General features: G+C 70.7%; 22 protein-coding genes and 1 tRNA gene. 11 read left to right on the top strand and 12 right to left on the bottom strand.

Annotated elements, in window-relative coordinates:
• Positions 1-84: 84 nt before the first annotated feature.
• Entirely contained in the window at positions 85-762 is a 678-nt protein-coding gene (locus tag CEQ11_RS03725; protein WP_088477781.1) for a uracil-DNA glycosylase, read from the bottom strand.
• A 145-nt stretch (positions 763-907) separates the two neighbouring features.
• On the opposite strand from CEQ11_RS03725, the gene CEQ11_RS03730 reads away from it, so the two are divergent.
• From CEQ11_RS03730 to groL, 3 genes are all read left to right on the top strand, one after another.
• Positions 908-1,201, top strand: a complete 294-nt coding sequence (locus CEQ11_RS03730; RefSeq protein ID WP_227718722.1) for a DUF3263 domain-containing protein — start codon at positions 908-910, stop codon at positions 1,199-1,201.
• A gap of 6 nt (positions 1,202-1,207) precedes the next feature.
• A complete protein-coding gene (locus CEQ11_RS03735) occupies positions 1,208-2,404 on the top strand; it encodes a LytR C-terminal domain-containing protein (RefSeq protein WP_088477782.1) in 1,197 nt (398 codons plus the stop codon).
• A gap of 311 nt (positions 2,405-2,715) precedes the next feature.
• Positions 2,716-4,350 (top strand): chaperonin GroEL, encoded by a 1,635-nt coding sequence (gene groL / locus CEQ11_RS03740; RefSeq protein ID WP_088477783.1) that lies wholly within the window; start codon positions 2,716-2,718, stop codon positions 4,348-4,350.
• A 162-nt stretch (positions 4,351-4,512) separates the two neighbouring features.
• Here groL and CEQ11_RS03745 read toward each other — a convergent pair whose 3' ends face one another.
• From CEQ11_RS03745 to CEQ11_RS03765, 5 genes are all read right to left on the bottom strand, one after another.
• Positions 4,513-5,445 (bottom strand): DUF4031 domain-containing protein, encoded by a 933-nt coding sequence (locus CEQ11_RS03745; RefSeq protein WP_088477784.1) that lies wholly within the window; start codon positions 5,443-5,445, stop codon positions 4,513-4,515.
• A 35-nt stretch (positions 5,446-5,480) separates the two neighbouring features.
• Positions 5,481-5,771: a WXG100 family type VII secretion target gene (locus CEQ11_RS03750; RefSeq protein WP_067190862.1), complete on the bottom strand. Its 291-nt coding sequence runs from the start codon at positions 5,769-5,771 to the stop codon at positions 5,481-5,483.
• A gap of 107 nt (positions 5,772-5,878) precedes the next feature.
• Positions 5,879-7,495: a cell wall metabolism sensor histidine kinase WalK gene (locus tag CEQ11_RS03755; RefSeq protein WP_088477785.1), complete on the bottom strand. Its 1,617-nt coding sequence runs from the start codon at positions 7,493-7,495 to the stop codon at positions 5,879-5,881.
• A gap of 5 nt (positions 7,496-7,500) precedes the next feature.
• The gene (locus CEQ11_RS03760; RefSeq protein WP_067190858.1) at positions 7,501-8,208 is read right to left on the bottom strand and encodes a response regulator transcription factor; all 708 of its coding nucleotides are present in this window, start codon (positions 8,206-8,208) and stop codon (positions 7,501-7,503) included.
• A 150-nt stretch (positions 8,209-8,358) separates the two neighbouring features.
• On the bottom strand, positions 8,359-8,622 hold the full coding sequence (locus CEQ11_RS03765; RefSeq protein WP_227718723.1) for a hypothetical protein: 264 nt from the start codon (positions 8,620-8,622) through the stop codon (positions 8,359-8,361).
• Positions 8,623-8,852: 230 nt separating this feature from the next.
• On the opposite strand from CEQ11_RS03765, the gene CEQ11_RS03770 reads away from it, so the two are divergent.
• Both CEQ11_RS03770 and CEQ11_RS03775 read left to right on the top strand, forming a co-directional pair.
• On the top strand, positions 8,853-9,236 hold the full coding sequence (locus CEQ11_RS03770; RefSeq protein ID WP_088477787.1) for a cold-shock protein: 384 nt from the start codon (positions 8,853-8,855) through the stop codon (positions 9,234-9,236).
• A gap of 3 nt (positions 9,237-9,239) precedes the next feature.
• On the top strand, positions 9,240-9,887 hold the full coding sequence (locus CEQ11_RS03775; protein WP_227718724.1) for a DUF3027 domain-containing protein: 648 nt from the start codon (positions 9,240-9,242) through the stop codon (positions 9,885-9,887).
• Here the strand turns inward: CEQ11_RS03775 and serC are convergent.
• Positions 9,875-11,002, bottom strand: a complete 1,128-nt coding sequence (gene serC, locus CEQ11_RS03780) for a phosphoserine transaminase (protein WP_088478885.1) — start codon at positions 11,000-11,002, stop codon at positions 9,875-9,877. The two genes, CEQ11_RS03775 and serC, sit on opposite strands and share 13 nt — an antisense overlap.
• A gap of 212 nt (positions 11,003-11,214) precedes the next feature.
• Here serC and CEQ11_RS03785 point away from each other — a divergent pair, with 212 nt between their 5' ends.
• The 3 genes from CEQ11_RS03785 to CEQ11_RS03795 all read left to right on the top strand — a co-directional run bounded on the left by CEQ11_RS03785 (position 11,215) and on the right by CEQ11_RS03795 (position 16,188).
• Positions 11,215-11,916 carry a metal-dependent transcriptional regulator gene (locus CEQ11_RS03785; RefSeq protein WP_088477788.1) on the top strand — a complete coding sequence of 234 codons (702 nt, stop codon included), beginning with the start codon at positions 11,215-11,217 and terminating at the stop codon, positions 11,914-11,916.
• Positions 11,917-12,316: 400 nt separating this feature from the next.
• Complete coding sequence (locus tag CEQ11_RS13425) at positions 12,317-14,119, top strand: C40 family peptidase (RefSeq protein WP_088477789.1); 1,803 nt, start codon at positions 12,317-12,319, stop codon at positions 14,117-14,119.
• Between the two features lie 194 nt (positions 14,120-14,313).
• Positions 14,314-16,188 (top strand): ABC transporter ATP-binding protein, encoded by a 1,875-nt coding sequence (locus tag CEQ11_RS03795; RefSeq protein ID WP_088477790.1) that lies wholly within the window; start codon positions 14,314-14,316, stop codon positions 16,186-16,188.
• A 93-nt stretch (positions 16,189-16,281) separates the two neighbouring features.
• On the opposite strand, the gene CEQ11_RS03800 is transcribed toward CEQ11_RS03795, so the two are convergent.
• The 3 genes from CEQ11_RS03800 to CEQ11_RS03810 form a co-directional block, all read right to left on the bottom strand.
• A tRNA-Arg gene (locus CEQ11_RS03800) sits at positions 16,282-16,355 on the bottom strand.
• A 33-nt stretch (positions 16,356-16,388) separates the two neighbouring features.
• A complete protein-coding gene (locus CEQ11_RS03805) occupies positions 16,389-17,018 on the bottom strand; it encodes a hypothetical protein (RefSeq protein WP_067190881.1) in 630 nt (209 codons plus the stop codon).
• A gap of 111 nt (positions 17,019-17,129) precedes the next feature.
• Positions 17,130-18,161 (bottom strand): acyltransferase family protein, encoded by a 1,032-nt coding sequence (locus CEQ11_RS03810; protein ID WP_088477791.1) that lies wholly within the window; start codon positions 18,159-18,161, stop codon positions 17,130-17,132.
• A gap of 168 nt (positions 18,162-18,329) precedes the next feature.
• On the opposite strand from CEQ11_RS03810, the gene pcrA reads away from it, so the two are divergent.
• The 3 genes from pcrA (at position 18,330) to sucD (ending at position 23,328) form a co-directional block, all read left to right on the top strand.
• Positions 18,330-21,017 carry a DNA helicase PcrA gene (pcrA, locus tag CEQ11_RS03815; protein WP_088477792.1) on the top strand — a complete coding sequence of 896 codons (2,688 nt, stop codon included), beginning with the start codon at positions 18,330-18,332 and terminating at the stop codon, positions 21,015-21,017.
• Between the two features lie 190 nt (positions 21,018-21,207).
• Positions 21,208-22,377 (top strand): ADP-forming succinate--CoA ligase subunit beta, encoded by a 1,170-nt coding sequence (gene sucC, locus CEQ11_RS03820; protein WP_067190441.1) that lies wholly within the window; start codon positions 21,208-21,210, stop codon positions 22,375-22,377.
• A 30-nt stretch (positions 22,378-22,407) separates the two neighbouring features.
• Complete coding sequence (gene sucD, locus CEQ11_RS03825; RefSeq protein ID WP_070638665.1) at positions 22,408-23,328, top strand: succinate--CoA ligase subunit alpha; 921 nt, start codon at positions 22,408-22,410, stop codon at positions 23,326-23,328.
• A 119-nt stretch (positions 23,329-23,447) separates the two neighbouring features.
• Here the strand turns inward: sucD and CEQ11_RS03830 are convergent, their stop codons facing one another.
• Both CEQ11_RS03830 and CEQ11_RS03835 read right to left on the bottom strand, forming a co-directional pair.
• A complete protein-coding gene (locus CEQ11_RS03830) occupies positions 23,448-24,056 on the bottom strand; it encodes a response regulator transcription factor (RefSeq protein WP_227718725.1) in 609 nt (202 codons plus the stop codon).
• Positions 24,053-25,162: a histidine kinase gene (locus CEQ11_RS03835; protein ID WP_088477793.1), complete on the bottom strand. Its 1,110-nt coding sequence runs from the start codon at positions 25,160-25,162 to the stop codon at positions 24,053-24,055. The genes CEQ11_RS03830 and CEQ11_RS03835 overlap by 4 nt, the downstream gene beginning before the upstream one ends.
• Positions 25,163-25,179: the final 17 nt, after the last annotated feature.

A 25,179-nucleotide genomic window follows, 5' to 3' on the forward strand; every position in this document is an offset into this window, starting at 1 on the left:
ACCCGGCCGTCGGGTCGGGTGCGCCTGAAGGCGGCGGCGCGTGCCGTCGTCGGGGCGGACAGGGGACGACGACGGACGCCCGCCTCAGGCGGGCAGGCTCCAGTCCACCGGCTGCGCACCGTGCTCCGTCAGCCACGCATTGGCCCGGCTGAACGGCCGCGAGCCGAAGAACCCGCGGTGGGCGCTCAGGGGAGACGGGTGCGGGGACTCGACGACGCCCACCCCGTGTGCACGCAGCGGCGCGGCGAGCCGGCGGGCGTCGGCGCCCCAGAGCAGGGCGACCAGCGGAGCGTCACGCTCGGCGAGGGCCTTCACCGCGGTCTGCGTGATCTGCTCCCAGCCGATGCCGCGGTGCGAACCCGGGGAGCCGGCAGCCACGGTGAGGCAGCGGTTCAGCATGAGCACTCCGCGCTCGGTCCACGCGGTGAGGTCGCCGTGCTCGGGTGGGGTGACGCCGAGGTCGTCGGCGAGCTCGCGGTAGATGTTGACCAGGGAGCGGGGGAGCGGCCGGACATCCGGGGCGACGGCGAAGCTCATGCCGATCGGATGCCCCGGCGTGGGGTAGGGGTCCTGGCCGAGCACGAGCACGCGGACCTCGTCGAACGGCTGGCGGAAGGCCCGAAGCACGTTTTCCGCGGCCGGCAGGATCTGTTCGCCGGCGGCGCGGCGGACGCGCAGCTGTTCGGCGACGGCGGCGAAGGCGGCGTCGTGGTCGGCGAACACCCGGGTCCAGCCCGGCTCCAGCGGCGCGATGAGATCCATCCCGCCAGGCTATCCGGACTATCCGGACGCGCTCTGCGCTCGCCTGCGGCGGGCCGCCGTCCGGCGGGCGGGACGGGCCGGACGTGTGCCGCGCCACGGTGACACGTCCGCCGAGGTGGGGGCGGGGGAACGTACCATGTGGGGCATGCCGACGACCCCACGAGACGAGCTCACCCCGCTGGAGCGGGAGGTGCTCGAACTCGAGGACCTGCGCTGGCGGTACCCGGGGGCCAAGGACCAGGCCATCCGCGAACGATTGGGACTGACCCCCACCGCCTACTATCAGATGTTGAACGGCCTGCTGGACCGGGAGGCCGCGCTCGCCTGCAGGCCCCTCCTCGTTCAGCGGCTTCGCCGCAGGCGAGGGACCCGTCGACGTGCCGGACGACCTGCCCGACCGGCCGCCCCTACTTCCCCCACTGTCGCCCAGGAGACCTGATTCACGATGGCCTACACGCCAGATCGCTTCGACGACGTCCCCGAGTACACGGACCAGCGCGGCGCCCACCGCGACCACTTCGAGGGGGCGGCGGCCGCCGGTGCCAGTGGCCGTCCGTTTCTGCTCATCGCCGTGGCCGCCATCTTGGTGGGTCTGTTCGTGGGCGTTGCCCTTCCGTTCCTCCAGCGCGGGGACGACTCCACCACCGCCGACGCCACCGCGTCCGTGACCGCCACTGCGTCCGACGATGCCGCCTCCGCCTCTGGTGACGACGAGCGCGAGGGCACGGCCGCCTCCGAGACGGACGAAGCGAAGAAGTCCGAGGACGCCGAGGAGTCGAAGAAGGCGGAGGCGTCGAAGGGGGCTGAGGAGTCCCGTAAGGCGGAGGAGTCGAAGCAGGCTGAGGAGTCCCGCGAGGCTGCCGAATCCGACAAGGCCGCCGAGGAATCCAAGCAGGCCGAGGAATCGAAGAAGGCTGAGGAGTCCCGCAGGGCGGAGGCGTCGAAGCAGGCTGAGGAGTCCCGCGAGGCTGCCGCCGCGTCAGAGAAGGCCGCCGCCGCTGCCGCTGCCGCCGAGGAGTCTCGCAGGGCGGAGGCGTCGAAGCAGGCTGAGGAGTCCCGTAAGGCGGAGGCGTCGAAGCAGGCCGACGAGTCCCGCGCCGCCGCCTCGCGTGCCGCAGAGGAATCCCGCAAGGCCGCCGAGGCCCGCGAGGCCGAGGCATCGAAGAAGGCGGAAGCGTCGAAGAAGGCTGAGGCGTCCAAGAAGGCCGAGGCGTCGAAGAAGGCTGAGGCGTCCAAGAAGGCCGAGGCGTCGAAGAAGGCCGAGGCGTCGAAGAAGGCCGAGGCGTCGAAGAAGGCCGAGGCGTCGAAGAAGGCCGAGGCGTCTAAGAAGGCGGAGGCATCCAAGAAGGCGGAGGCGTCCAAGAAGGCGGAGGCGTCGGTCAAGAAGAACCGCGTGGTCGTCTACAACGCCACCCGCGTCAACAAGCTCGCCGCCGGCTACGCCGACCGGCTGGAGAAGGCCGGCTTCACCAACGTGACGGCGGAGAACTGGAACGGCTACGGCCTGAGCAGCTCTGCGGTGCTGTACAACCAGTCCACGTTCAAGGGCACCGCCGAGGCGGTCGCCAAGGAGCTGGGCATCCCGGCGTACCAGACCCCCAACCTGAAGCTGAACGGCGTCGCGGCGGTCATGTTTAAGTGACCGACGCCTGATCCCCGCGCCGCCCCGGCCGCCGCGGATCTCCTCCGGCGCCCCGTCCACCCGCTCTCCGGCGGGCAGGCGGGGCGCTGTTGCGCCGTCAGCGGACCTTTTGCACTCACCGAGCGAGAGTGCTCATAATGGCTTTAGCACTCCGGTGTGCCGACTGCCAGCCGCGTCCCGCGGCAGACCAGGGCGCATGCGGAGCAGGACCTGACAGCGGTGAGGCGCTCCCGGTGGGACGCCGTCCGTCGCGGGCACTGCACAGGTCACCGACCGCTGAGAACGCAGCCGTCCAGAAAGGACATGCAGACATGGCCAAGACCATCGCATTTGACGAAGAGGCACGCCGCGGCCTGGAGAAGGGGCTGAACACCCTGGCCGACGCCGTGAAGGTGACCCTGGGCCCCCGCGGCCGCAACGTCGTGCTGGAGAAGAAGTGGGGCGCGCCCACCATCACCAACGACGGCGTCTCCATCGCCAAGGAGATCGAGCTCGAGGACGCATACGAGAAGATCGGCGCCGAGCTCGTCAAGGAGGTCGCCAAGAAGACCGACGACGTGGCCGGCGACGGCACCACCACCGCCACCGTGCTGGCCCAGGCCCTGGTCCGTGAGGGCCTGCGCAACGTGGCCGCCGGTGCCGATCCGATGGCCCTGAAGCGGGGCATCGAGAAGGCCGTCGAGGCCGTCACCTCCGAGCTCCTGGGCGCCGCCCGCGAGATCGAGACCAAGGAGCAGATCGCCGCCACCGCGTCGATCTCCGCCGCCGACGAGCAGATCGGCTCCCTCATCGCCGAGGCCCTGGACAAGGTCGGCAAGGAGGGCGTCATCACCGTCGAGGAGTCCAACACCTTCGGCCTCGAGCTCGAACTCACCGAGGGCATGCGCTTCGACAAGGGCTACATCTCCGGCTACTTCGTCACCGACGCGGACCGCCAGGAGACCGTCCTCGAGGACCCGTACATCCTGATCGTCAACTCCAAGATCTCCACCGTGAAGGACATGGTGTCCGTCCTGGAGAAGGTCATGCAGTCCGGCAAGCCGCTGCTGATCATCGCCGAGGACGTCGAGGGCGAGGCCCTGGCCACCCTCGTGGTCAACAAGATCCGCGGCACCTTCAAGTCCGTCGCCGTGAAGGCCCCGGGCTTCGGCGACCGCCGCAAGGCCATGCTGGCCGACATCGCGATCCTCACCGGCGGCCAGGTCATCTCCTCGGAGGTCGGCCTGTCCCTGGAGACCGCGACCCTGGACATGCTGGGCCAGGCCCGCAAGGTCGTCGTCACCAAGGACGAGACCACCATCGTTGAGGGTGCCGGCGACGCCGACCAGATCGCCGGTCGCGTCTCCCAGATCCGCTCCGAGATCGAGAACACCGACTCGGACTACGACCGTGAGAAGCTGCAGGAGCGCCTCGCGAAGCTGGCCGGCGGCGTGGCCGTCATCAAGGCCGGTGCCGCCACCGAGGTGGAGCTCAAGGAGCGCAAGCACCGCATCGAGGACGCCGTCCGCAACGCCAAGGCGGCCGTGGATGAGGGCATCGTCGCCGGTGGCGGCGTGGCCCTGATCCAGGCCGGCGCCAAGGTCTTCGACGGCCTGCAGCTCGAGGACGACGAGGCCACCGGCGCGAACATCGTGAAGGTCGCCATCGAGGCCCCGCTGAAGCAGATCGCCCTCAACGCCGGCCTGGAGCCGGGCGTTGTGGCGGACAAGGTCAAGGACCTCCCGGAGGGCAACGGCCTCAACGCCGCCACCGGCGAGTACGAGGACCTGCTGGCCGCAGGCATCAACGACCCGGTGAAGGTGACCCGCTCTGCCCTGCAGAACGCCGCCTCCATCGCCGGCCTCTTCCTCACCACCGAGGCCGTCGTGGCCGACAAGCCGGAGAAGGCCGCCCCGGGCGCCGACGCCGGCATGGACCCGATGGGCGGCATGGGCGGCATGATGTGACCGCCTGCTGACGCCTGACCCGGCCCGCAGCCGGGTCGACCGACGCAGGCGAGGCCCGGTCCCCTCACAGGGGGCCGGGCCTCGTCGCATGTCTGGAGACATTGCCGGTCAGCCAGGTGGGCGGCTTCCCAGCCGGGGCGGCGAAGCGGCAGGAGCGGTGCCTCAGCGCAGCAGGTCGCGCTCCCGGGTCAGGTTGGCCCGTGCCGCCTGCTCCCAACGACGACGGCCGCTCGCCGTCGTGTACAGCCGTTCTGTCGCCAGCAGGTCGTCCAGAACGGCGGAGCGTCCGCGGCGCCAGTCGGGTTCGGCCACGTGGGCGAAGTCCTTTCGAACGAGGGCCACGTAGGCGTCGTAGGCCTCCGGGTCTCGGCCCAGGACCTCGAGGTCCGCGTCCGAGAGTGCGGCGCCCGCGGAGTCCTCTTCGTCCGGCCGGTGGCGGGCTGTGAGCCGCACCAAGCGGGCGGTCTCGGCGATCTCCGCGTCCGGCACGGCCAGCCGCGGTGCGGAGAGCAGGTCCTCGGCCAGACGGGCGGAATCCTCCTCGTCCTGACCGGCGGGGCGGGACGGGTCGGCGTCGTAGACGGCGTCATGGAACCACGCCGCCAGCGGCACGGCACGGGGGTGCGGACCGAGCTCCTCGCCGTCCGTGCGCAGCCGGTCCACGGCCTCGAGGACCGCCAACAGGTGGTCCGGAGCGTGGTAGTGGCGGTGCGGCTGGCTCCACCGGGCCAGCAGGTCTCGGCCGAGCTCCCCGACCGCGGCGGGGTCGGCGGCCGGCCCGGTGGCGAAGAGATTCGCCCATCGCCGCAGGAGCATGGGATCCCGACGCTTCGGCCGGCGCCGCGAGGGCACCCGCAGGCCGGAGCGGGCCAGCCGCCGGGTCAGGTCCCGTCCGCTGACCGGCACGGCCCCCGCGGCGATCAGCTCGTCGTATCGGTGAGCAGGCACGTCGTAGTGGTCCAGGTCGAACGCCCGTCGGGTGATCCCTGTGGCCTCGGCGAAGGCGTGCAGCTCCTCGAGGCTGGCGTCCGAGACCAGGTGGGAGAACACCGTCCCATGCGCGGGCCAGACGGGCGGGTCAATGTAGACGGCCATGGAGGCCACCTTAGACCCGCCCGTCGGCCGTCTGCTCAGAAGCGGAACATCGCGGCGTTCGCCTGCTCTGCCTCGGAGTACTGGGCACCGGCCTGGTCCATGGCACGGCGGATGCCGGCCAGGGCCTCCTCCACGCGGGCCTGGGTGCCGCGCCACTCGGTGAGCACGGTCTGGAAGTTCGTGGACGCCTGGCCGCGCCAGGTGTCCTGCAGCTGGCGGAGGTTGGCCTCCATGGCGTTGACCTCGGCCTGCAGCCGGCCGATCGAGCCCTCCACGGCGGCGCTCTTGGCGAACAGGTCCTCAATGTCGATCTGGACGACGGTCATGACAGTCTCCTTGCGTCTCGTCTCCGGCGGCGGGGTGCCGCCGTGACCACCACGCTGACAGAAGGAGGGACCCGGGCGCTCGGCCGGGTCCTGCTGCTGTGGACGGATCAGGCGGTTCGGTCGCCTGTGGAGGAGGGGTCGTCCTGCTCGAGCACCTCGTCTGGCTCGAAGTCGTCGTCCTCGTCGTCGAAGGCGTCCTCCACGTAGGACCAAGGAAGGTGCACCGAGAAGGTGGCGCCGCCGCCCTCGGTCTCACGCAGTCGCACAGAGCCGTCGTGCTGCGCGACGATCGCGGCGACGATCGCCAGTCCCAGACCCGTGCCGCCGGTCTCGCGGTGGCGGGAGCTGTCCGCACGGTAGAAGCGCTCGAAGATGCGGTTCGCTTCCTCCTCGGACACGCCGTGGCCGTGGTCCCGGATCTCGATGACCGAGTCGCGGGCACCCTTGACCTGGCGTCCCGAGGCGTCGGTGGAGCCGGGCAGCACGTCCACGGTGCCCACGGCGATCTCGATCGGCGTGCCGGCCGGCGTGTAGCGCAGCGCGTTGGTCATCAGGTTCACGACGACCTGGCGGATGCGGCCCTCGTCGCCGTACACGGTGGCGGAGGTGGCGCGGCCCCCGTCCAGGCCCACCATGGTGACCTCGCGGTCCGGGGCGTTGACCTTCGCATCCAGCACGGCGTCCATCGCGAGCATCTGCAGGTCCAGCGGCTGCGACTCCAGGGCGCGCTGCTCGTCCAGCCGGGCCAGTGTCAGCAGGTCCTCCACCAGCTGGTGCATGCGGGTGGCCTCGGACTCGATGCGGCCCATGGCCGCGGCCACGTCCTCCTCCTTCGTGATGCCGCCGTGTCGGTAGAGCTCGGAGAAGCCACGGATGGTGACCAGCGGGGTGCGCAGCTCGTGGGAGGCGTCCTGCACGAACCGGCGCATGGTGGACTCGGACTGCTCCTTGTCCCGGAACGCGGACTCGATGTGCGCGAGCATCGCGTTGAGCGAACGGGAGAGGCGGCCGACCTCGGTGTCCGGGGGCGCGTTCTCCACACGCTGTGAGAGGTCGCCTGCGGCGATCATGGAGGCAGTCCGCTCCACGCGGTTGAGCGGACGGAAGGCGCGGCGCACCCCCATGTTCGCGAGGATCACCGCGCCGGCGGTGGAGATCAGGCCGATCGTCACCACGAGCGTGGTCACGCGCTCCACGGAGGAGGTCACGGTGCGCAGGGGCAGAGCGACCGCCACGGTGCCCTCACCGCTGCGGAGGCGGTACAGGCGGACGCGCCAGCCGTCGGAGTTCTCGGTGCTGCCGGGGACTTCGAAAGCCTCCGAGCCGCGCTGGGTGACCTGCTGCTCGGTGAGGGCGTCCAGGCGGGGGCCGTCCATGTCCGCGGCCACCGGGGTGCTGACCAGCTGGTTGCCCTCGTTGTCCCAGAGCTCGCCGTAGAAGCGCAGGATGGAGTGCGGCGGCGTGTAGTAGCCGCCGGACTGGCCCACCGACGTCAGGTAGATGGAGACGTTGTCACGGTTGGACTGCAGGTCCTCGTCCAGCTGGCGGACGAGCTCGTTGCGGAAGAGTGTGGCCGTGAACAGCGCGGTGAGGGCCACCGTGAGCAGCATCAGTGCGGTGATGAGCACGATGAGCTTGCTGCGCAGCGAGGAGTTCTTCCACGTGTAGCGCAACGAGGCCCACGGGCGGATCCCGGGGCCTCTCGCGGCGCTGAGGCCGGTCATGCGCCTCAGCGCTTGTCCGCGGTGCGCAGCATGTAGCCCACACCGCGCTTGGTGTGGATCATGCGCTCGCGGTCGCCGACGTCGATCTTGCGGCGCAGGTAGGAGATGTAGGACTCGACGATCGAGGCGTCGCCGTTGAAGTCGTACTCCCAGACGTGGTCGAGGATCTGGGCCTTCGAGAGCACGCGGTTGGGGTTCATCATCAGGTAGCGCAGCAGCTTGAACTCGGTGGGGGACAGGTCCACCACGTCGCCGCCGCGGCGGACCTCGTGCGCGTCGTCATCCAGTTCGAGGTCGTCCACACGCAGCACGGCGGCGTCGTCCTCGGCGGGAGCAGTGCGGCGCAGCACGGCGCGGATGCGGGCCACCACCTCGTCGAGGGAGAAGGGCTTGGTGACGTAGTCGTCGCCGCCGACGGTCAGGCCGGTGACCTTGTCCTCGGTGCCGTCGCGGGCGGTGAGGAAGACGACCGGGAAGTGGCGGCCGGCTGCGCGCAGGCGGCGGGTGACGGTGAAGCCGTCCATGTCCGGGAGCATCACGTCCAGCACGGCCAGGTCCGGCTGGAATTCCTCGGCGGCCGCGAGGGCGTCGTGCCCGTTCTCAGCGGCGACGACGTCGAAGCCGGCGAACCGCAGGGAGGTGGAGAGCAGCTCGCGGATGTTCGACTCATCGTCCACGACGAGGAGGCGGGCTTCGGGGTTCTTGTTCTGCATGCGTCCAGTGTGGCCCCGGAACCTGGGGGTTGTCTGCACGTCGCCTGCGGGTCTGCCACGGGATTTGTGGGAGGCCTGCGACGACGGTCGCCTGCGCTCCCGGGGCGGGGCGCCCCGGTCGCCGGGCCGGGTGGCGTCGGGCATCGCCGGTCAGAGGCGGGAGCGGCGGATCGCCGCGAGGATGACGTAGAGCAGAAGCAGGGCGAAGCCGGCAGGCATGCCGAACAGGGAGAGCCCGTACAGGGCGGCATGGCTCGGAGCGCCGGCGAAGTAGCCGACCAGCAGCCACACGAGGGCGATCAGGGAGACCGCGGTGAGCAGCACGCCGACGACCAGGACGCCGGTCAGCAGCGTCGAGCCGGAGCGGTCGGTCGGGCGGGCGGGGGAGTCGTGCTGCGCAGGGGTGGAGGACATGCCGCCCATGGTAGGCCGAGCGGGTATCCTGAGCCGTCAGAGAAGACACGTCCCCTCGTCAACGGGAGCCCTCCCCGGCAGGAACGGTCCCACCGATGCCGCGGCCTCGCCGCGCCGGTGTGTTGGACCCCGCCCGCTCCCGGCACGACGGCCACCGTGCACGCCGGAGGACTCGGCGGTGCCGGAGCCGCAGTGGGACGCCACGACGACTGAAGCAGGGAAGTGATCCGATGCCCACCGGACGCATCAAGTTCTACGACGCCGCCAAGGGATTCGGCTTCGCACAGGCGGACAGCGGCGAGGAGGTGCACGTGCCCTCCTCCGCGCTGCCGGCCGGGGTGAAGGAGCTGCGCGCGGGCACCCGCGTCGAGTTCGGCATCGCCGAGGGCCGCCGCGGCCTGCAGGCGCTCTCGCTGCGCGTGCTGGAGTCCGGGCCCTCCTCCGTGCGCAATCACCGTCCCAAGCCGGACGAGATGGCGATGCTCATGGAGGACCTCATCAGGTGGCTCGACCAGACGTCCAACGGTCTGCGCCGCGGCAGGTACCCGCAGCGCGCCCATGCCGAGAAGATGGCGCAGGTCCTGCGCCGCGTCGCCGACGACCTGGAGGCCTGAGCCGTGACCGAGCAGACCGTGACAGATGAGGTGCCGCAGAACGGGCAGGTGGCCGAGGAGAAGGCCGCCGGGGAGAGTGCCGCACACCAGAAGGCGGCTGACAATCCGGTGAAGAAACCGGCCCGTCGCAGGGCCCCGCGCCGTGACGAGGTCCTCGCCGAGGCCATCCACACCGCACGGGCCGGCCTGGCCGGTCTGGCCGAGGACGAGCAGATCGGCGAGCATCGCGGCGCCACCGTGGACGACGACCGCCTCATGACCCACCGCTGGGACGCGAAGCTGCCCGGCTACCGTGGCTGGCAGTGGTATGCCACCGTCGCCCGCGCGCCGCGTTCGAAGCTCGTCACCGTGTGCGAGGTCGGCCTGGCAGCCGGCGAGGACTCGATCGTCGCCCCGGCCTGGGTGCCCTACGCGGACCGCGTCTCCGAGGAGGAGCGCGAGCGCATGAAGGCGGTCGCCGAGGGGCGCGACCCGAACCGCGCAGCCGAGAGCGACGACGAGGAGACGGCCGCGAAGGACGACGGTGCCCAGAAGCTCGCCGATGAGAAGGCCCCTGCCGGCACTGAAGCGGCCCCGGAGACGGGCTCGGCCTCCGACGCCGAGGCATCGGAGGCCGAGGAGGCTTTGGAGGAACCGACTCAGGCGAGCTGACCGACCACGTGGTCGATGCAGCCGAGCAGGGCGGACACGTCGTCCGGCTCGATGGCGGCGAAGGTCGCGATGCGCAGCTGGTTGCGGCCGAGCTTGCGGTACGGTTCCACATCCACCACGCCGTTGGCGCGCAGCACCTTGGCGATCGCGGCGGCGTCCACGGCGTCGTCGAAGTCCACGGTGCAGATGACGTTCGAGCGCTCGTCCGGGTTCTGCACGAACGGGGTTGCGACGCCCGAGGCTTCGGCCCACGCGTAGACCCGGGAGGCCGACTCCGCGGTGCGGGACGTGGTGAACTCCAGTCCACCGTTGCCGTTCATCCACTTCAGCTGCTCGTCCAGCATGACGAGGGTGGCCAGCGCCGGGGTGTTGTAGGTCTGGTCCTTGACCGAGTTGTCCACGGCGATGGACAGGTCCAGGAACTCCGGGATCCACCGGCCCGAGCCCTTGATCTCCTGCACCCGGTCCAGGGCCTTCGGAGAGAACAGAGCCAGCCACAGGCCGCCGTCCGAAGCGAAGTTCTTCTGCGGCGCGAAGTAGTAGACGTCGGCCTCGGCCATGTCCACGGTCAGTCCGCCCGCGGCGGAGGTGGCGTCCACGACCACGAGGGAGTCCGCGTCGGCTCCTTCGGGGCGGACGACCGGAGCGAAGACACCGGTGGAGGTCTCGTTGTGCGGCCACGCGTACACGTCCACACCGGCCACCGCCTCCGGGGCGGGACGCGTGCCCGGCTCCGCGGTGCGGATGTCCGAGGATTCCAGGAACGGGGCGTTGTCCGTCGCCCGGGCGAACTTGGAACCGAACTCGCCGAAGCTCAGGTGTTGGGCCTTCGATCGGACCAGGCCGAAGCTCGCGGCGTCCCAGAAGGCGGTGGAGCCGCCGACACCCAGCACGACCTCATAGCCCTCCGGTGCGGAGAACAGGGTGGAGACGCCCTCGCGGACGCTGCGGACCAGGTTCTTCACCGGGGCCTGCCGGTGCGAGGTGCCGAGCAGCTTCGGGCCTGCGGCGACGAGCGCCTCGACCTGTTCGGCGCGGACCTTGGACGGGCCGGCGCCGAAGCGGCCGTCGGCGGGGAGCAGGTGGGCGGGCAGGGTGATGGCGGACGGATCCATGGCCACGGCGGGACACCTCGTCTTCTCTTGCCTGGGGAGCCGGGAGGGGAGAGTGCACGGTGCGCGGGGCACGTGCATCAGGCCATTGTGCTCCGGCCCGCCGGGGGCGTGGTGAACGTGACGACGCGCAGACGGGCAGCGCTCGCTAGACTGGGGCGGCGCCGAGACGCAGTCCGGACGCGGTGGCAACGAGTTGAGAAGGGCGACGGCGGATGACCGATCTGATCGACACCACGGAGATGTACCTGCGCACCATCCTCGAGCTCGAGGAGGAGGGCATCCCGCCGCTGCGCGCCCGCATCGTCGAACGCCTCGAACACTCCGGACCCACCGTGTCCCAGACCGTCGGCCGCATGGAGCGCGACGGGCTCGTGCATGTGGGCGAGGACCGGCGTCTGCAGCTCTCCGAGCAGGGTCGTGAACGGGCCGTGGCGGTGTTGCGCAAGCACCGGCTCGCCGAGCGCCTGCTGGCCGACGTCATCGGCCTGGACTGGGCCTATGTCCACGACGAGGCCTGCCGCTGGGAGCACGTCATGAGCGACCAGGTCGAGCAGCGTCTGCTCGAGATCCTCGACGACCCCGACACCACCCCGTACGGCACCCCGATCCCGCCGCGGCCGGACCGTCAGTCCGCCGCCGAATGGAGCTCGAGCATGGGGCTGTCCTCCATGTCTCTTGTGGACGCCGCTGGAGGTCGGGCGACCGTCGCCAGTCTTGCCGAGGCGGTGCAAGCGGATGCGGAGCTGCTCGAGGAGCTGTTCCGGGCCCACATTCGACCGGGCGTGGTGCTGGAGGTCAGTGAGACGTCAGACCCGGAGTACCTGCGTGTGCAGGCCGTGGACGTAGAGGGCGCCCCTGCCTTGGAGCTGGGCCGCGAGACCGCCGCCCACGTGCGGATCGCCACCGGAGCCTGAAGGGCGGCAGCTCAGCGGTGCAGAGCCTGAGACTCCGGAGTCGCGGACGGGGGTGTTCCAGCTGCGACTCGGTCTCGACCGTGATGATCGGTCACGGTCTGCGTCACGGGGGACCGATCGGTCGTTATTTCTCATGATTGCTCCTGACATGGGGCGATCATGTCTGACCGATGGAAAGGGATGCGACGTTTCGTGATGAACGCGTGACATTCCTGTGACCTTGTGTGTAGCCTGAGCCGGTGCCCGGATGCAGGAGTCGGTCCGGGCGCCCCGTGTCCACACCGTGTGCGTCCTCCGAGTGGACAGCGGGGAGTCACTCGTTTCGACGGCAACCGCCATGGTCGGAGGCTCTGCAGGGAGCGCAGGGATCGCACACGGACATGCTCGGAAGAGGATCACCGTGACTGACAACCGGCACTCGCGCAATGCAAAGCGTTCCGGCCGCACTGCAACCAAGGCGACCGTGGCCGTCCTCGCCGGCGGCCTGGTGGTGGCCGGCGGCGTCGCTCAGGGACAGATCGGCAAGGGCGAGGACAACGTCATGGCCGAGGAGGCCAAGGTCGAGGTCGAACGCAGCGCGCAGGTGGAGCGTCAGGCCTCCGTGGACGCCGAGGCCGCGGAGAAGGCCGCCGCCCAGAAGAAGGCTGAGCTCCAGAAGAAGAAGGCGGAGGCCGCCAAGAAGGCAGCCGCGAAGAAGAAGGCCGCTGCGAAGAAGGCTGCGCAGGACAAGGCGGCCCAGGAGGAGGCGGCCCAGGAGGCCGCCGCTGAGAAGGCTGCCGCTGAGAAGGCTGCGCAGGAGAAGGCCGCAGCTGACAAGGCCTCTCAGGAAAGGGCAGCCGCCAAGAAGGTTGCCGCCAAGAAGGCTGCCGCGAAGAAGATCGCAGCTGAGAAGGCTGCGCAGGAGAAGGCCGCTGCCGAGAAGGCGGAGGCGGAGAAGCAGGCTGCCGCCGAGCAGCGCTGGCGCGAAAAGGTTGCCGCCCAGGAGGCGGCGAAGGAGGCCGCCGCCGAGCGCGCCGCCGCCCAGCGTGCTGAGCAGGCCGCTGAGCTCCAGGCCGCTGAGGAGGCTGCCGAGCGCCAGGCCGCTGAGGAGGCTGCCGAGGCCGCTGAGCGTGAGGCCGCGCAGGAGGCCGCTGAGCGTGAGGCCGCCCGGGAGGCTGCTGAGCGTCAGGCCGCGCAGGAGGCTGCTGAGCGTCAGGCGGCTCAGGAGGCTGCTGAGCGTCAGGCCGCGCAGGAGGCTGCTGAGCGTCAGGCCGCGCAGGAGGCTGCTGAGCGTCAGGCGGCTCAGGAGGCCGCCGAGGCTGCCGAGCGTCAGGCGGCTCAGGAAGCCGCTGAGCGTCAGGCGGCTCAGGAGGCCGCCGAGGCTGCCGAGCGTCAGGCTGCCCAGGAGGCCGCTGAGCGTCAGGCGGCTCAGGAGGCTGCTGAGCGTCAGGCGGCTCATGAGGCTGCCCAGGAGGCCGCTGAGCGTGAGGCTGCCCAGGAAGCCGCCGAACGTCAGGCCGCGCAGGAGGCCGCTGAGCGTCAGGCCGCACAGGAGGCTGCCGAGCGTCAGGCTGCGCAGGAAGCTGCCGAGGCTGCCGAGCGTCAGGCTGCCCAGGAGGCCGCTGAGCGTCAGGCCGCCCAGGAGGCTGCTGAGCGTCAGGCTGCCCAGGAGGCTGCCGAGGCTGCCGAGCGCCAGGCTGCTCAGGAGGCCGCCGAGCGTCAGGCTGCCCAGGAAGCCGCCGAGCGTCAGGCTGCCCAGGAGGCTGCCGAGCGTGAGGCCGCTGAGCGTGCCGAGGCCGAGCGCCAGGCCCGTGAGGCCCGTGAGCAGCAGCCCGCCCCGACTCCGGCCACGGACCCGGCCCCGTCCTCGGGCAAGAACCTCTCGGGTGCCGTCGAGGCCGCCTATTCCGGCATCGGCGGTCGCTACGTCTACGGCGGCAAGGTTCCGGGCGGTTGGGACTGCTCCGGCTTCGCTGCGTGGGCCTACGCCCAGGCCGGCATGTCCATCCCGTCGCAGACCTCGGCCATCCGCGCCTCGGCCAACACCGCTCCGACCTCCAACCCGCAGCCGGGCGACCTTGTCTTCCAGCGCGGCGGCGGTCACGTGGGCATCTACGTCGGCGACGGCATGATGATCTCCGCGCTGAACCCGTCCCGCGGCACCTTGCTGCACCCGGTTTCCTGGATGCCGGTCTCGGGCTACTACACCTACGTCGGCCCGTGATCGGCGGCGCCCGCGGCTCGGTCCTCGACTGACTCCGCTGCGCCCGCAGCGGAACGAGGCATGCCCATAGCTGAAAACGCCACGAAGGCGCGCATTCCCGCCGAATGCGCGCCTTCGTCGTCCCTACGATGGGACGGCCTGCGGCGTCGGCCGCGCGCCCCCGGGGCAGGCACGAGGAGAGGAGCGGTGGTCGGATGAGCATGGAGCGAGCCGCGCGGATGTCGATGATGCGGATGTCCCACGGGGGAGCGCCGCAGCAGACCAGCCTCAAGCCGGGCACGGTCAGAAGAACCCTGGGGTTCGCCGCGCAGTACAAGGGCAAGCTTGTGCTCTTCCTGCTGCTCTCCGTGGTCTCGGCCGTCCTCGGCGTGGCCTCGCCGGTGCTCGCCGGTGACGTGGTCAACGCCATCACCGGGGACGGGAACGCGGACCTCGTGGTCCGGCTGGCCCTGCTGATCGCCGCCGTGGCGCTCGCAGACGCCGCTCTGTCCATCGTGACCCGCTGGCTGTCCTCGGGATTGGGGGAGCAGGTCATCTTCGACCTGCGCACCCGGGTGTTCGAGCACGTTCAGCGGATGCCGGTGGCGTTCTTCCAGCGCACCCGCACCGGTGCCCTGGTCTCCCGTCTGAACAACGACGTGATCGGCGCCCAGTCCGCCATCTCCCGCACGCTCTCCGGCGTGGTGGCGAACGTGGTCTCCCTGGCCCTGACGCTCGCGGTGATGTTCTCCACCTCGTGGCAGATCACCGTCCTGGCGCTGATCCTGCTGCCGCTGTTCATGGTCCCGGCCCGCCGGGTCGGTGCGAAGCTGGCGGACCTCACGCGGGAGCGCGCCGGCCACAACGCCGCCATGGGTGACCAGATGACCGAGCGGTTCTCCGCTCCCGGGGCGACCCTGATCAAGCTCTGGGGCGACCCGAAGGCCGAGGCCGAGGAGTTCGGCCGCCGTGCCGGCCGGGTCCGGGACACCGGCGTCACCATCTCCGTGCGCCAGTCCGTGTTCACCACGCTGCTCACCCTGGTCTCCGCGCTCGCCCTGGCCGTGGTCTACGGCGTGGGCGGCCTGCAGGCGATCGCCGGCACCTTGGACGCCGGAGACGTGGTCACCATGGCCCTGCTGCTCACCCGCCTCTACGCGCCGCTGACCTCCCTGGCCTCGGCCCGTGTGGAGATCATGACCGCGCTGGTGTCCTTCGAGCGCGTCTTCGAGGTCCTGGACCTGCAGCCGCTCATCCGCCAGAAGAACGTGACCACCCCGCTCCCGGACGGACCGCTGGGCCTGCGCCTGGACGGCGTGCGCTTCGCCTATCCGTCCGCCCAGGACGTCTCCCTCGCCTCGCTCGAGGAGGTCGCGGTCCTGGACGCCCGTGGCGGCCAGGAGGTCCTGCACGGCCTGGACGTGGACGTCCCCGCGGGCTCCACGGTGGCCCTGGTGGGCTCCTCAGGTGCCGGCAAGTCCACCATCGCCTCGCTCGTCACCCGCCTCTACGACGTCTCCGCGGGCGCGGTGACGGTCGGCGGAGTGGACGTGCGGGACCTGTCCTTCACGGACCTGCAGAAGGCGGTCGGCATGGTGACCCAGGACGGGCACCTGTTCCATGACACCGTCCGCGCGAACCTCACCCTGGCCCGCCCGGACGCCACGGACGAGGAGGTCTGGGACGCCGTGGAGCGGGCCCGACTGCGTCCGGTGGTCCAGGCCCTGCCGGACGGCCTGGACACCGTGGTGGGCGAGCGCGGCTACCGGCTCTCCGGCGGCGAACGTCAGCGCATGACCATCGCCCGGCTGCTGCTGGCCTCCCCGCGCGTGGTCGTTCTGGACGAGGCCACCGCCGCCCTGGACTCCACCAACGAGAAGGCCATCCAGGACGCCCTCGCCGAGGCCCTGGCCGGGCGCACCGCCATGGTGATCGCCCACCGCCTCTCCACCGTGCGGGACGCGGACCAGATCCTCGTGGTGGAGGACGGCCGGATCGTCGAGCGCGGCACCCACACCGAGCTTCTCGCGACCTCCGGGCGCTACGCCGAGCTCTACCGCACCCAGTTCGCCCCGGGCGCGGACGGCTGAGCCGGCCCCACGGCCGGGAGAGCAGACACGAGAAGGCGGGCGGCCGTCGTCGGGAACCAGATCCCGGACGAACGGCCGCCCGCCTTCGTACAGTGCCCCAGACAGGATTCGAACCTGCGACCTGCCCTTTAGGAGAGGGCCGCTCTATCCAGCTGAGCTACTGGGGCCTGCGGCGCCCTCACGGGCACCGACAGACAAGTCTAGCGGCGTGCGCGGCCCCTGCCACCGAACACCAGCAGGACCACCGTGATCAGGACGATCAGCGCCAGCAGGATCCAGCGGGCCACGGTGAGGGAGGAGGCGAGTCCGGTGCCGTCGCCGCCGGCGTGCAGAGCCGCCTCGATCGCGATGTTCTCCCAGATGTCCACCGCTGCGAACACGGCGCCGAGGCCGACCATCGCCCACTTCGGGCCGGCCGGGCGCAGACGCCAGGCGGCGACGGCGATCAGGGTGAGCGCCACGGCGATCGGGAAGATCACGCCCGCGGTCTTGTGCACCCAGTTCAGCTGCCCGAGCGCGGCGTCGTCCATGACGGCGGCCAGCGCGGCCACGTCCGCGGCCGAGTAGCCGAAGAACCGGTTGTCCGGCATCGTCAGGCCGTCGGCGAGCTGCGCCATCTGGACGAGCGCGAGCAGGTGGTAGTAGCCGGCCATGAACAGCGTGGTGCCGATCAGGGCGATCACGGGCATCGCGGGGCTGCCTTCGCGCTCGCCGGCTTCGGCGAGGTCCCTGCGCGGGGACAGGTCGCGCAGGCTGACGCGTTCCGGGGCCTCGGCGGGCGTGGCGGGACGGCCGCCGTGGGCGGACGGGGACTTCTTCTTCTGGGACACGGACACCTCCGGTGGTCCAGTATCCCAGGTCGTCGGCGGCTTCCCGACGACGGCCGCGCACCTTGGGTGCGTCGGGGCGCCCGGCACCGGGTCGGCGGTTCGGTGAGGTGGTCAGGTCGCGCGACGGGGTATCGGGGCGCTGCCCGGCACGGGGAGCAGGCCGCCCCCGGTGGAGGGCAGGGGCGGCATGGGGCGGGTCTTCGCCGTCGGGAACTCGAAGAGCCAGCGGACATACGGGTAGGCGGCGGCGAGCAGCAGCGGGATGAGGAAGGTCGCCGAGGCCATCCACAGGTAGAAGTCGATGGGCCGGATGCTCGCGACGTCCTCCCACAGGCGGCAGGCCACCATGAGCACCGGCAGGTGTGCCACGTAGAGCACGATCGAGCGGCGGCCGCAGAACTCCAGGAAGGGCAGGCGCGGGAGGCGCTGGGCAAGCCAGAGCCCGAAGACGATGCCGCCGAGGCCAGCGAGGAGGGTGACCGGGTGGCCGCTGCCCATGGAGTAGCGGCCGTCCATGTGGGCCCAGATCGCGACGGCCGTGGCGGCGCCGGAGAGGAGCACCAGGCTCCAGTGCAGCTCCTTGATGCGAGGGAGCAGACGACCGAACGCGGCGCCGAGGAAGAAGAACACGCCCCAGTAGAGGATGCGGTGCAGGTCCTTGGGGATGCCCTCGAGGACCAGCAGCAGCGCGACGAACGTGCCCGCGACGGCCCAGGAGGGGATCCAGCGGGTGATCGGGCCGATCAGGTAGCAGGCGATCAGCACCCAGAGGAACCAGAGGTGCCACCTCCCACCGAGCCAGAACTCGGGCTTGAGCAGGCTCTGCGGTCGGCCGAGGGCGAAGGCGACCAGGGCGGTCCACACCAGGTAGGGCCAGAGGATCCTCTCGGCCTTGCCCCGGTAGTAGACCCCGAGGGGCTTCGCCACGGAACGTTCCAGGAGCACTCCCGAGAGGAACAGGAGGATCGGCATCCGGAAGGAATGGAAGAACTGGACGATCCCGGCCAGCGTCTTGGACTGGAACTCTGCGCCGAGGACCTGCGGCATCGTGTACGAGTGCGTCAGCACGACGAGCAGGACTGCCAGTCCACGGACCGCGTCCATCCAGTAGACCCTGGGCTTGGCCGTGGCGGACAGGGGCATGAGGGGCTGCTCCGTGGTCGTGCTCGGGATGGTCTGGACTCAGCATGCGCATTCGTCTGGCCTACAGGGTAGGCCGTGACCGCCGCTCGGCCCGGGAACCGGCGGCTTCCCGACGACGGCCGCGCTCCCCGGTAGCCCGTCCGTGCCCGGAACTAGACTGGATCCGCCATGGATGACCTCTTCGCCGCCCTCGGCCGTGCCGCCCGCCCTGACCGCCGTTCCGGATCTTCGGATCCGCAGACCGCCCTGCCCGGACTCGTGCCGACGTCCGTCACCTCCCGGCAGGCCGATCCGGAGGCGGGCTTCGACCCGGAGGCCGGTGCCGGGCGCCGCGTGGGAGCGCCCGCAACAGGCGGGCCGGCAGGCGGAGCCGTGGCGCCGCCGTCGCCGGAGTCGCTGGTGGAGGGGCTGAACCCTCAGCAGGCCGCCGCGGTGCAGCACACCGGCTCGCCGCTGCTGATCGTGGCAGGCGCGGGCTCGGGCAAGACGCGCGTGCTGACGCATCGCATCGCCTGGCTGCTGGCCACCGGCCATGCCCGCCCGCACGAGGTCCTGGCCATCACCTTCACCAACAAGGCCGCCGCGGAGATGCGCGAGCGCATCACCGGGCTGATCGGCCCCATGGCGCAGCGCATGTGGATCTCCACGTTCCACTCCTCGGCCGTCCGCATCCTGCGCAACGAGGCCTCGGCGATCGGGCTGAAGTCCACGTTCACCATCTACGACTCCGCGGACTCGCTGCGCCTGGTCACCCAGATCGCCAAGGCACAGGACCTGGATCCGAAGCGGTTCCACCCCAAGGGCATCCTGAACAAGATCAGCTCGCTGAAGAACGAGCTGACCGAGGCGGACGACTACGCGGCCACCGTGGCCCAGAACGACCCGTGGGGCCAGGCCGTCTCCGCGGTCTACACGGACTACACCGCACGCCTGCGCCAGGCGAACGCCCTGGACTTCGACGACCTCATCGGCATGACCGTGCACATGTTCGAGGCGTTCCCGGCGATCCTGGACAACTACCGCCGCCGGTTCCGCCACGTTCTCGTGGACGAGTACCAGGACACCAACCACGCCCAGTACCGGCTGATCCGCCTGCTCGCCGGCCCGGCGGGCGTCCCGGACGGGGTGCAGACCCCGGGCGGCGAGCTGACCGTGGTGGGCGACTCGGACCAGTCGATCTACGCCTTCCGCGGCGCGGACATCCGCAACATCGTGGAGTTCGAGGAGGACTTCGCCGACGCGGCCACCATCAAGCTGGAGCAGAACTACCGCTCCACGCAGACCATCCTGGACGCCGCCAACGCGGTGATCTCGAACAACGCGGACCGCCGCCCCAAGTCCCTGTGGACGGCCGAGGGGGCGGGCGAGAAGATCGTCGGCTACACCGCGGAGAACGAGTCCGCGGAGGCCGAGTGGATCGCCTCGCAGATCGACCGGCTCCAGGACGAGCACGGCGTCCGCCCCAAGGACGTCGCCGTCTTCTACCGCACCAACGCCCAGTCCCGGTCGCTCGAGGAGCGTCTGGTCACCCGTGGCATCCCGTACCGCGTCATCGGCGGCACGCGGTTCTACGACCGCAAGGAGATCAAGGACGCCCTGGCCTACCTGCGGGCGCTCGTGAACCCGGACGACGACATCAACGTCCGCCGCATCCTCAACGAGCCCAAGCGCGGCATCGGAGACCGCGCGGAGGGCGCCGTGGCCGCCTGGGCGGACCGCAACCGCATCCCGTTCTTCGCCGCCCTGCGGGACGCGGAGAACGCCCCCGGCATGGCGACCCGCTCGCTCAAGGCCGTCAGGGCCTTCGTGCAGATGATGGACGACCTCGCCCAGGTCGCGGAGACCTCGGACCCGGCCACCGTGCTCGAGGCCGTGCTGGAGCAGTCCGGCATGCTCGCCGCGCTGCGTGAGTCCGAGGACCTGCAGGACGAGTCCCGCGCGGACAACCTCGGCGAGCTCGTGGCCGTGGTGCGCTCCTTCTCCGCCTCGAACCCGGAGGGCACCCTCTCCGACTTCCTCGAGCAGGTCGCCCTCGTGGCGGACGCGGACCAGCTGCCGGCCGCGCCGGACGTGGAGGGCGAGGCGCTCGCCGAGCAGCAGGGTCAGGTCACCCTGATGACCCTGCACACCGCCAAGGGCCTCGAGTTCCCGGTGGTGTTCCTGACCGGCATGGAGCACGGCGTCTTCCCCCATTCGCGCTCCATGACGGATGAGAAGGAGATGGCCGAGGAGCGCCGCCTGGCCTATGTGGGCCTGACCCGCGCCCGCGAGCGCCTGCACGTGACCCGTGCCGAGGTCCGCTCGCTGTGGGGCCAGCACCAGTACAACCCTCCGAGCCAGTTCCTCGCCGAGATCCCCGAGGCCCTCATCGACTGGGAGCGTGAGGGCGCCGTCCGTCCCGGTGGCGCGCAGTTCGGCTCCATCACCTCGCTGGCAGGAGCCGGCACCTCCCGGTACGCCCAGCGCTTCGGCGGATCCGGGGCCACCGGTTCCGGGCGCGGCTCGTCCGGCCGCGCCTCCTCGTACGGATCCGGCGCCTACGGCTCCGGAACCCGGAGGAACGACGACGGCCCCGCGCCGCGTGTGCGGCAGCGCCTCACCCGCGGAGACGAGGCGAAGGACCTCACGGTGCCGACGGGCGTCGTCCGCGGCCAGGCGCCGAGGCGCGTCAGCCCGCAGCGCGAGGTCGTGAAGCTGGTTCCCGGGGACCGGGTGCGGCACGCGACGTTCGGCGAGGGGGCGGTCGTCGGCGTCTCCGGCGAGGGGGACAAGACGGTGGCCACCGTGACCTTCGCGGAGACCGGCGCGCAGAAGCGCCTGCTGCTCCGGTACGCGCCGCTGGAGAAGGTCGACTGACCAGCGGCCGGGAGGCGGACCCTGGCCCGTGATGGCGGGGCTGGTTCTCGGTTAGAGTGGGTTCGGAACGGTTGCCCGCCGGCCGTCGCCGTCCTCGTGCGGGACGGGGCCGGCGGGGTACGTTCGCCCGGGCGGGCACGCCTGTGCCGCGCCGGGCCCACTGTCTTCGACGTAGAAGGACTCCGTAACCGTGGACCTGTACGAGTACCAGGCGCGCGATCTGTTCGAGAAGCACGGTGTCCCCGTGCTCGCCGGCATCGTGGCGCAGACCCCGGAAGAGGCCAAGGCGGCCGCTGAGAAGATCGGCGGCGTGACCGTCGTCAAGGCGCAGGTGAAGGTCGGTGGCCGCGGCAAGGCCGGCGGCGTGAAGGTCGCCAAGACCGCCGACGAGGCCTACGAGCACGCCAAGGCCATCCTGGGCATGGACATCAAGGGCCACACCGTCCACCAGGTCATGATCGCCCAGGGCGCCGACATCGCCGAGGAGTACTACTTCTCCGTGCTGCTGGACCGTGCCAACCGCACCTACCTGGCCATGTGCTCGGTCGAGGGCGGCATGGAGATCGAGCAGCTGGCGGAGGAGCGCCCCGAGGCCCTCGCCAAGGTGCCCGTCTCCGCCCTGACCGGCATCGACGCCGAGACCGCGCAGAAGATCGTGGACGAGGCCGGCTTCCCGGAGGAGCTGAAGTCCGAGGTCGCCGCCGTCATCCAGAAGCTGTGGGGCGTGTTCGACAAGGAGGACGCCACCCTCGTCGAGGTGAACCCGCTGGTCAAGACCGGCGACGGCAAGATCCTCGCCCTGGACGGCAAGGTGTCCCTGGACGACAACGCCGGCTTCCGCCAGGAGGGCCACGCCGCCCTCGTGGACGAGCGCACCGAGGACCCGCTCGAGGCCAAGGCCAAGGAGAACGACCTCAACTACGTGAAGCTCGACGGCCAGGTCGGCGTGATCGGCAACGGCGCGGGCCTCGTGATGTCCACCCTGGACGTCGTCGCCTACGCCGGGGAGAACCACGGCGGCGTGAAGCCGGCCAACTTCCTGGACATCGGCGGCGGCGCGAACGCCGAGGTCATGGCCAACGGCCTCGACGTCATCCTCGGTGACGAGCAGGTCAAGTCCGTGTTCGTGAACGTCTTCGGCGGCATCACCTCCTGCGACGCCGTCGCCAACGGCATCGTGAAGGCCCTGGAGATCCTGGGCGACACCGCCACCAAGCCGCTGGTCGTGCGCCTGGACGGCAACAACGTGGAGGAGGGCCGCCGCATCCTCGATGAGGCGAACCACCCGCTCGTGACCCTGGCCGCCACCATGGACGAGGGCGCCGACAAGGCCGCCGAGCTCGCCCACGCCGCCAACTGAGCTTCTCGGAAAGACTGAGGTAAGACTGACATGTCCATCTACCTGAACAAGGACTCCAAGGTCATCGTCCAGGGCATCACCGGCGGTGAGGGCACCAAGCACACCCGCCTGATGCTCAAGGCCGGCACCAACATCGTGGGCGGCGTGAACGCCCGCAAGGCCGGCACCACCGTGTCCCACGAGGACAAGGACGGCAACGCCGTCGAGCTTCCGGTCTTCGGCTCCGTCACGGAGGCCATGGAGAAGACCGGCGCCGACGTGTCCGTGGCCTTCGTGCCGCCGGCCTTCGCCAAGGACGCCGCCATCGAGGCCATCGAGGCCGAGATCCCGCTGCTGGTGGTCATCACCGAGGGCATCCCGGTGCAGGACTCCGCCGAGTTCTTCGCCCTGTCCCAGTCCAAGACCGGTGAGGACGGCAAGCCGAAGACCCGCATCATCGGCCCGAACTGCCCCGGCATCATCACCCCGGGCGAGGCCCTGGCCGGCATCACCCCGGCCACCATCACCGGCTCCGGCCCGATCGGTCTGGTGTCCAAGTCCGGCACCCTGACCTACCAGATGATGTTCGAGCTGAACGACTTCGGCTTCTCCACCGCCATCGGCATCGGCGGCGACCCGGTCATCGGCACCACCCACATCGACGCCCTCGAGGCGTTCGAGGCCGACCCGGACACCAAGGCCATCGTGATGATCGGCGAGATCGGCGGCGACGCCGAGGAGCGTGCCGCCGAGTTCATCAAGGCCAACGTGACCAAGCCGGTGGTCGGCTACGTCGCCGGCTTCACCGCCCCGGAGGGCAAGACCATGGGCCACGCCGGCGCCATCGTCTCCGGTTCCTCGGGCACCGCCCAGGCCAAGAAGGAGGCCCTCGAGGCCGCAGGCGTGAAGGTCGGCAAGACCCCGTCCGAGACCGCCGAGCTCATGCGCGAGATCATGAAGGGCCTGGCCTGACCCAGACCCTCGGCCGCCGGGCCTGACGGCGCGGCGAGTCAGCGAACGGCCCCCTCACCCGTCAGGGTGAGGGGGCCGTCGTCGTGGTGTGGTCCTGTGCGGTGGCGGCAGAGGCCGAGTCAGAGCCACTCGCGGCGGCGGGCGAACCGCGCCGCGTCATGGCGAGTGGAGGTCTGGGTCTTCTGCATGGCGCTGGAGAGGTAGTTGCGGACCGTGCCCTCCGCGAGGTGCAGCTGTTGGGCGATCCTGGCCACGGAGTACCCCTCGCTCGTGGCACGCAGGGCGTCGAGCTCCCGGTCGGTGAGGGGACAGTCGTCCGAGATCGCCCGGGCCGTGGTGTCCGGATCGATCCATCGTTGCCCGCTGTGCACCTTGCGGATCGCGTCGGCGATCTCCTCCGGCTCCGCTGACTTGGTGACGAACCCGGCGACGCCGGCCTTCAGGGCCCGTCGGAGCACCCCGGGACGGGCGTGGCGGGTGAGCATCACCACCGGGAGATCGGGGTGGGTCTGGCGGAGCGCCTCGACGGCGGCGATGCCGTCCAGCCCGGGCATCTCCATGTCCGTCACCAGCATGTCGGGATCGATGCGGCGCACCGCCTCGACCGCCTCATCGCCGTCGGCTGCCACCTCCTCGACGCGGATGCCGCCCTCCATCTCCAGCAGAGTGGCCAGTGCTGTGCGCAGGAGCTTCTCGTCGTCCGCCAGAACGATCCTGATCTCGTTCACGTCGCCTCCCCCTCGTCCGCGTCCCATCGTGCCTCGAGGGTGAACCGTCCGTCGTCACAGGAGACGTCCAGGCGGCCTCCGACTCCCGCGAGGCGGGACCGGAGGTTGGCCAGCCCTCCCGTGTGGTCCTCGGCGGGGACACCGATCACACCGTCATTGGAGATCACCACGTGCCCGGGGGAGAGGCTGATCTCGACCCGACGGGCGTCGGAGTGACGCAGGATGTTGGTGGTCGCTTCCCGGATCACGACGCCGGCCACGTGCTCGAACTCTTTGCGTCGCGGGCCGCCGGCGTCGTCGGCGGTGACGGTGATGCCTGCAGCTTTGAGCAGCGCGACGGAGTTCGCGAGCTCACCGCGCAGGGTCAAGTCGTGCCCGTCCTGTGCCAGCGCCTTGGTCTCGGCCATGGTCCGGCGCAGGGTCTGCTGGGCCTCGTCGAGTTCCCGCCGGGCCGCGTCGGGGTCCGTGGACAGCAGCCGCTGGGCGACGGCGATCTTGAGCTTCACCACGTGCAGCGCATGGCCTTGGATGTCATGGAGGTCCTGGGAGAAGCGCAGCCGCTCGGCATCGACAGAGGCCGCCCGCTCCTGCTCCGCACGCTCGTCCTGCAGGCGCATGAGATCGAAGGAGGCCCGGGAGTCGGGGATGGTCACGCACGCGACGCTCGTCAGCAGGACGCCCATGCCGAGATAGACCCACAGGGCCTGGGGGTCGGTGACGACCACGAGAGCGCCGGCTGCTGCCCCGACGGTGAGCACCAGCAGGGTCACGACGGCCCTGGCCTGTCGGCTCCACATGACCTCGAGCGCACCGGGGAGGGCGAAGGCCAGTGCGCCGAGGGGAGTCAGCTCCCAGAGGGCGCTGAGAGCCCAGGTGAGGGTGCCCAACGCGAGCACCGCCCAGCGAATCGGGGCGGCGACCTGCCGGTGCCACTGGGACAGCAGCCAGAGGCCGGCGATGAGGCCGGGTGCCAGCACGAGAGGAGGCCACGGCTCCACGGCCGACGTCAGGAGGGTGACGATGGCAGCGACGCCGAAGACTGCGAGCAGGACGAAGCTCGTCCTGCTGCGCAGTCTTCGCGTCTCCGATGTGTGCTCGGAGGTCATCGGCACTCCTGTTCAGT

The organism is Micrococcus sp. FDAARGOS_333 (assembly GCF_002206575.2).
Lineage (GTDB): Bacteria > Actinomycetota > Actinomycetes > Actinomycetales > Micrococcaceae > Micrococcus > Micrococcus lylae.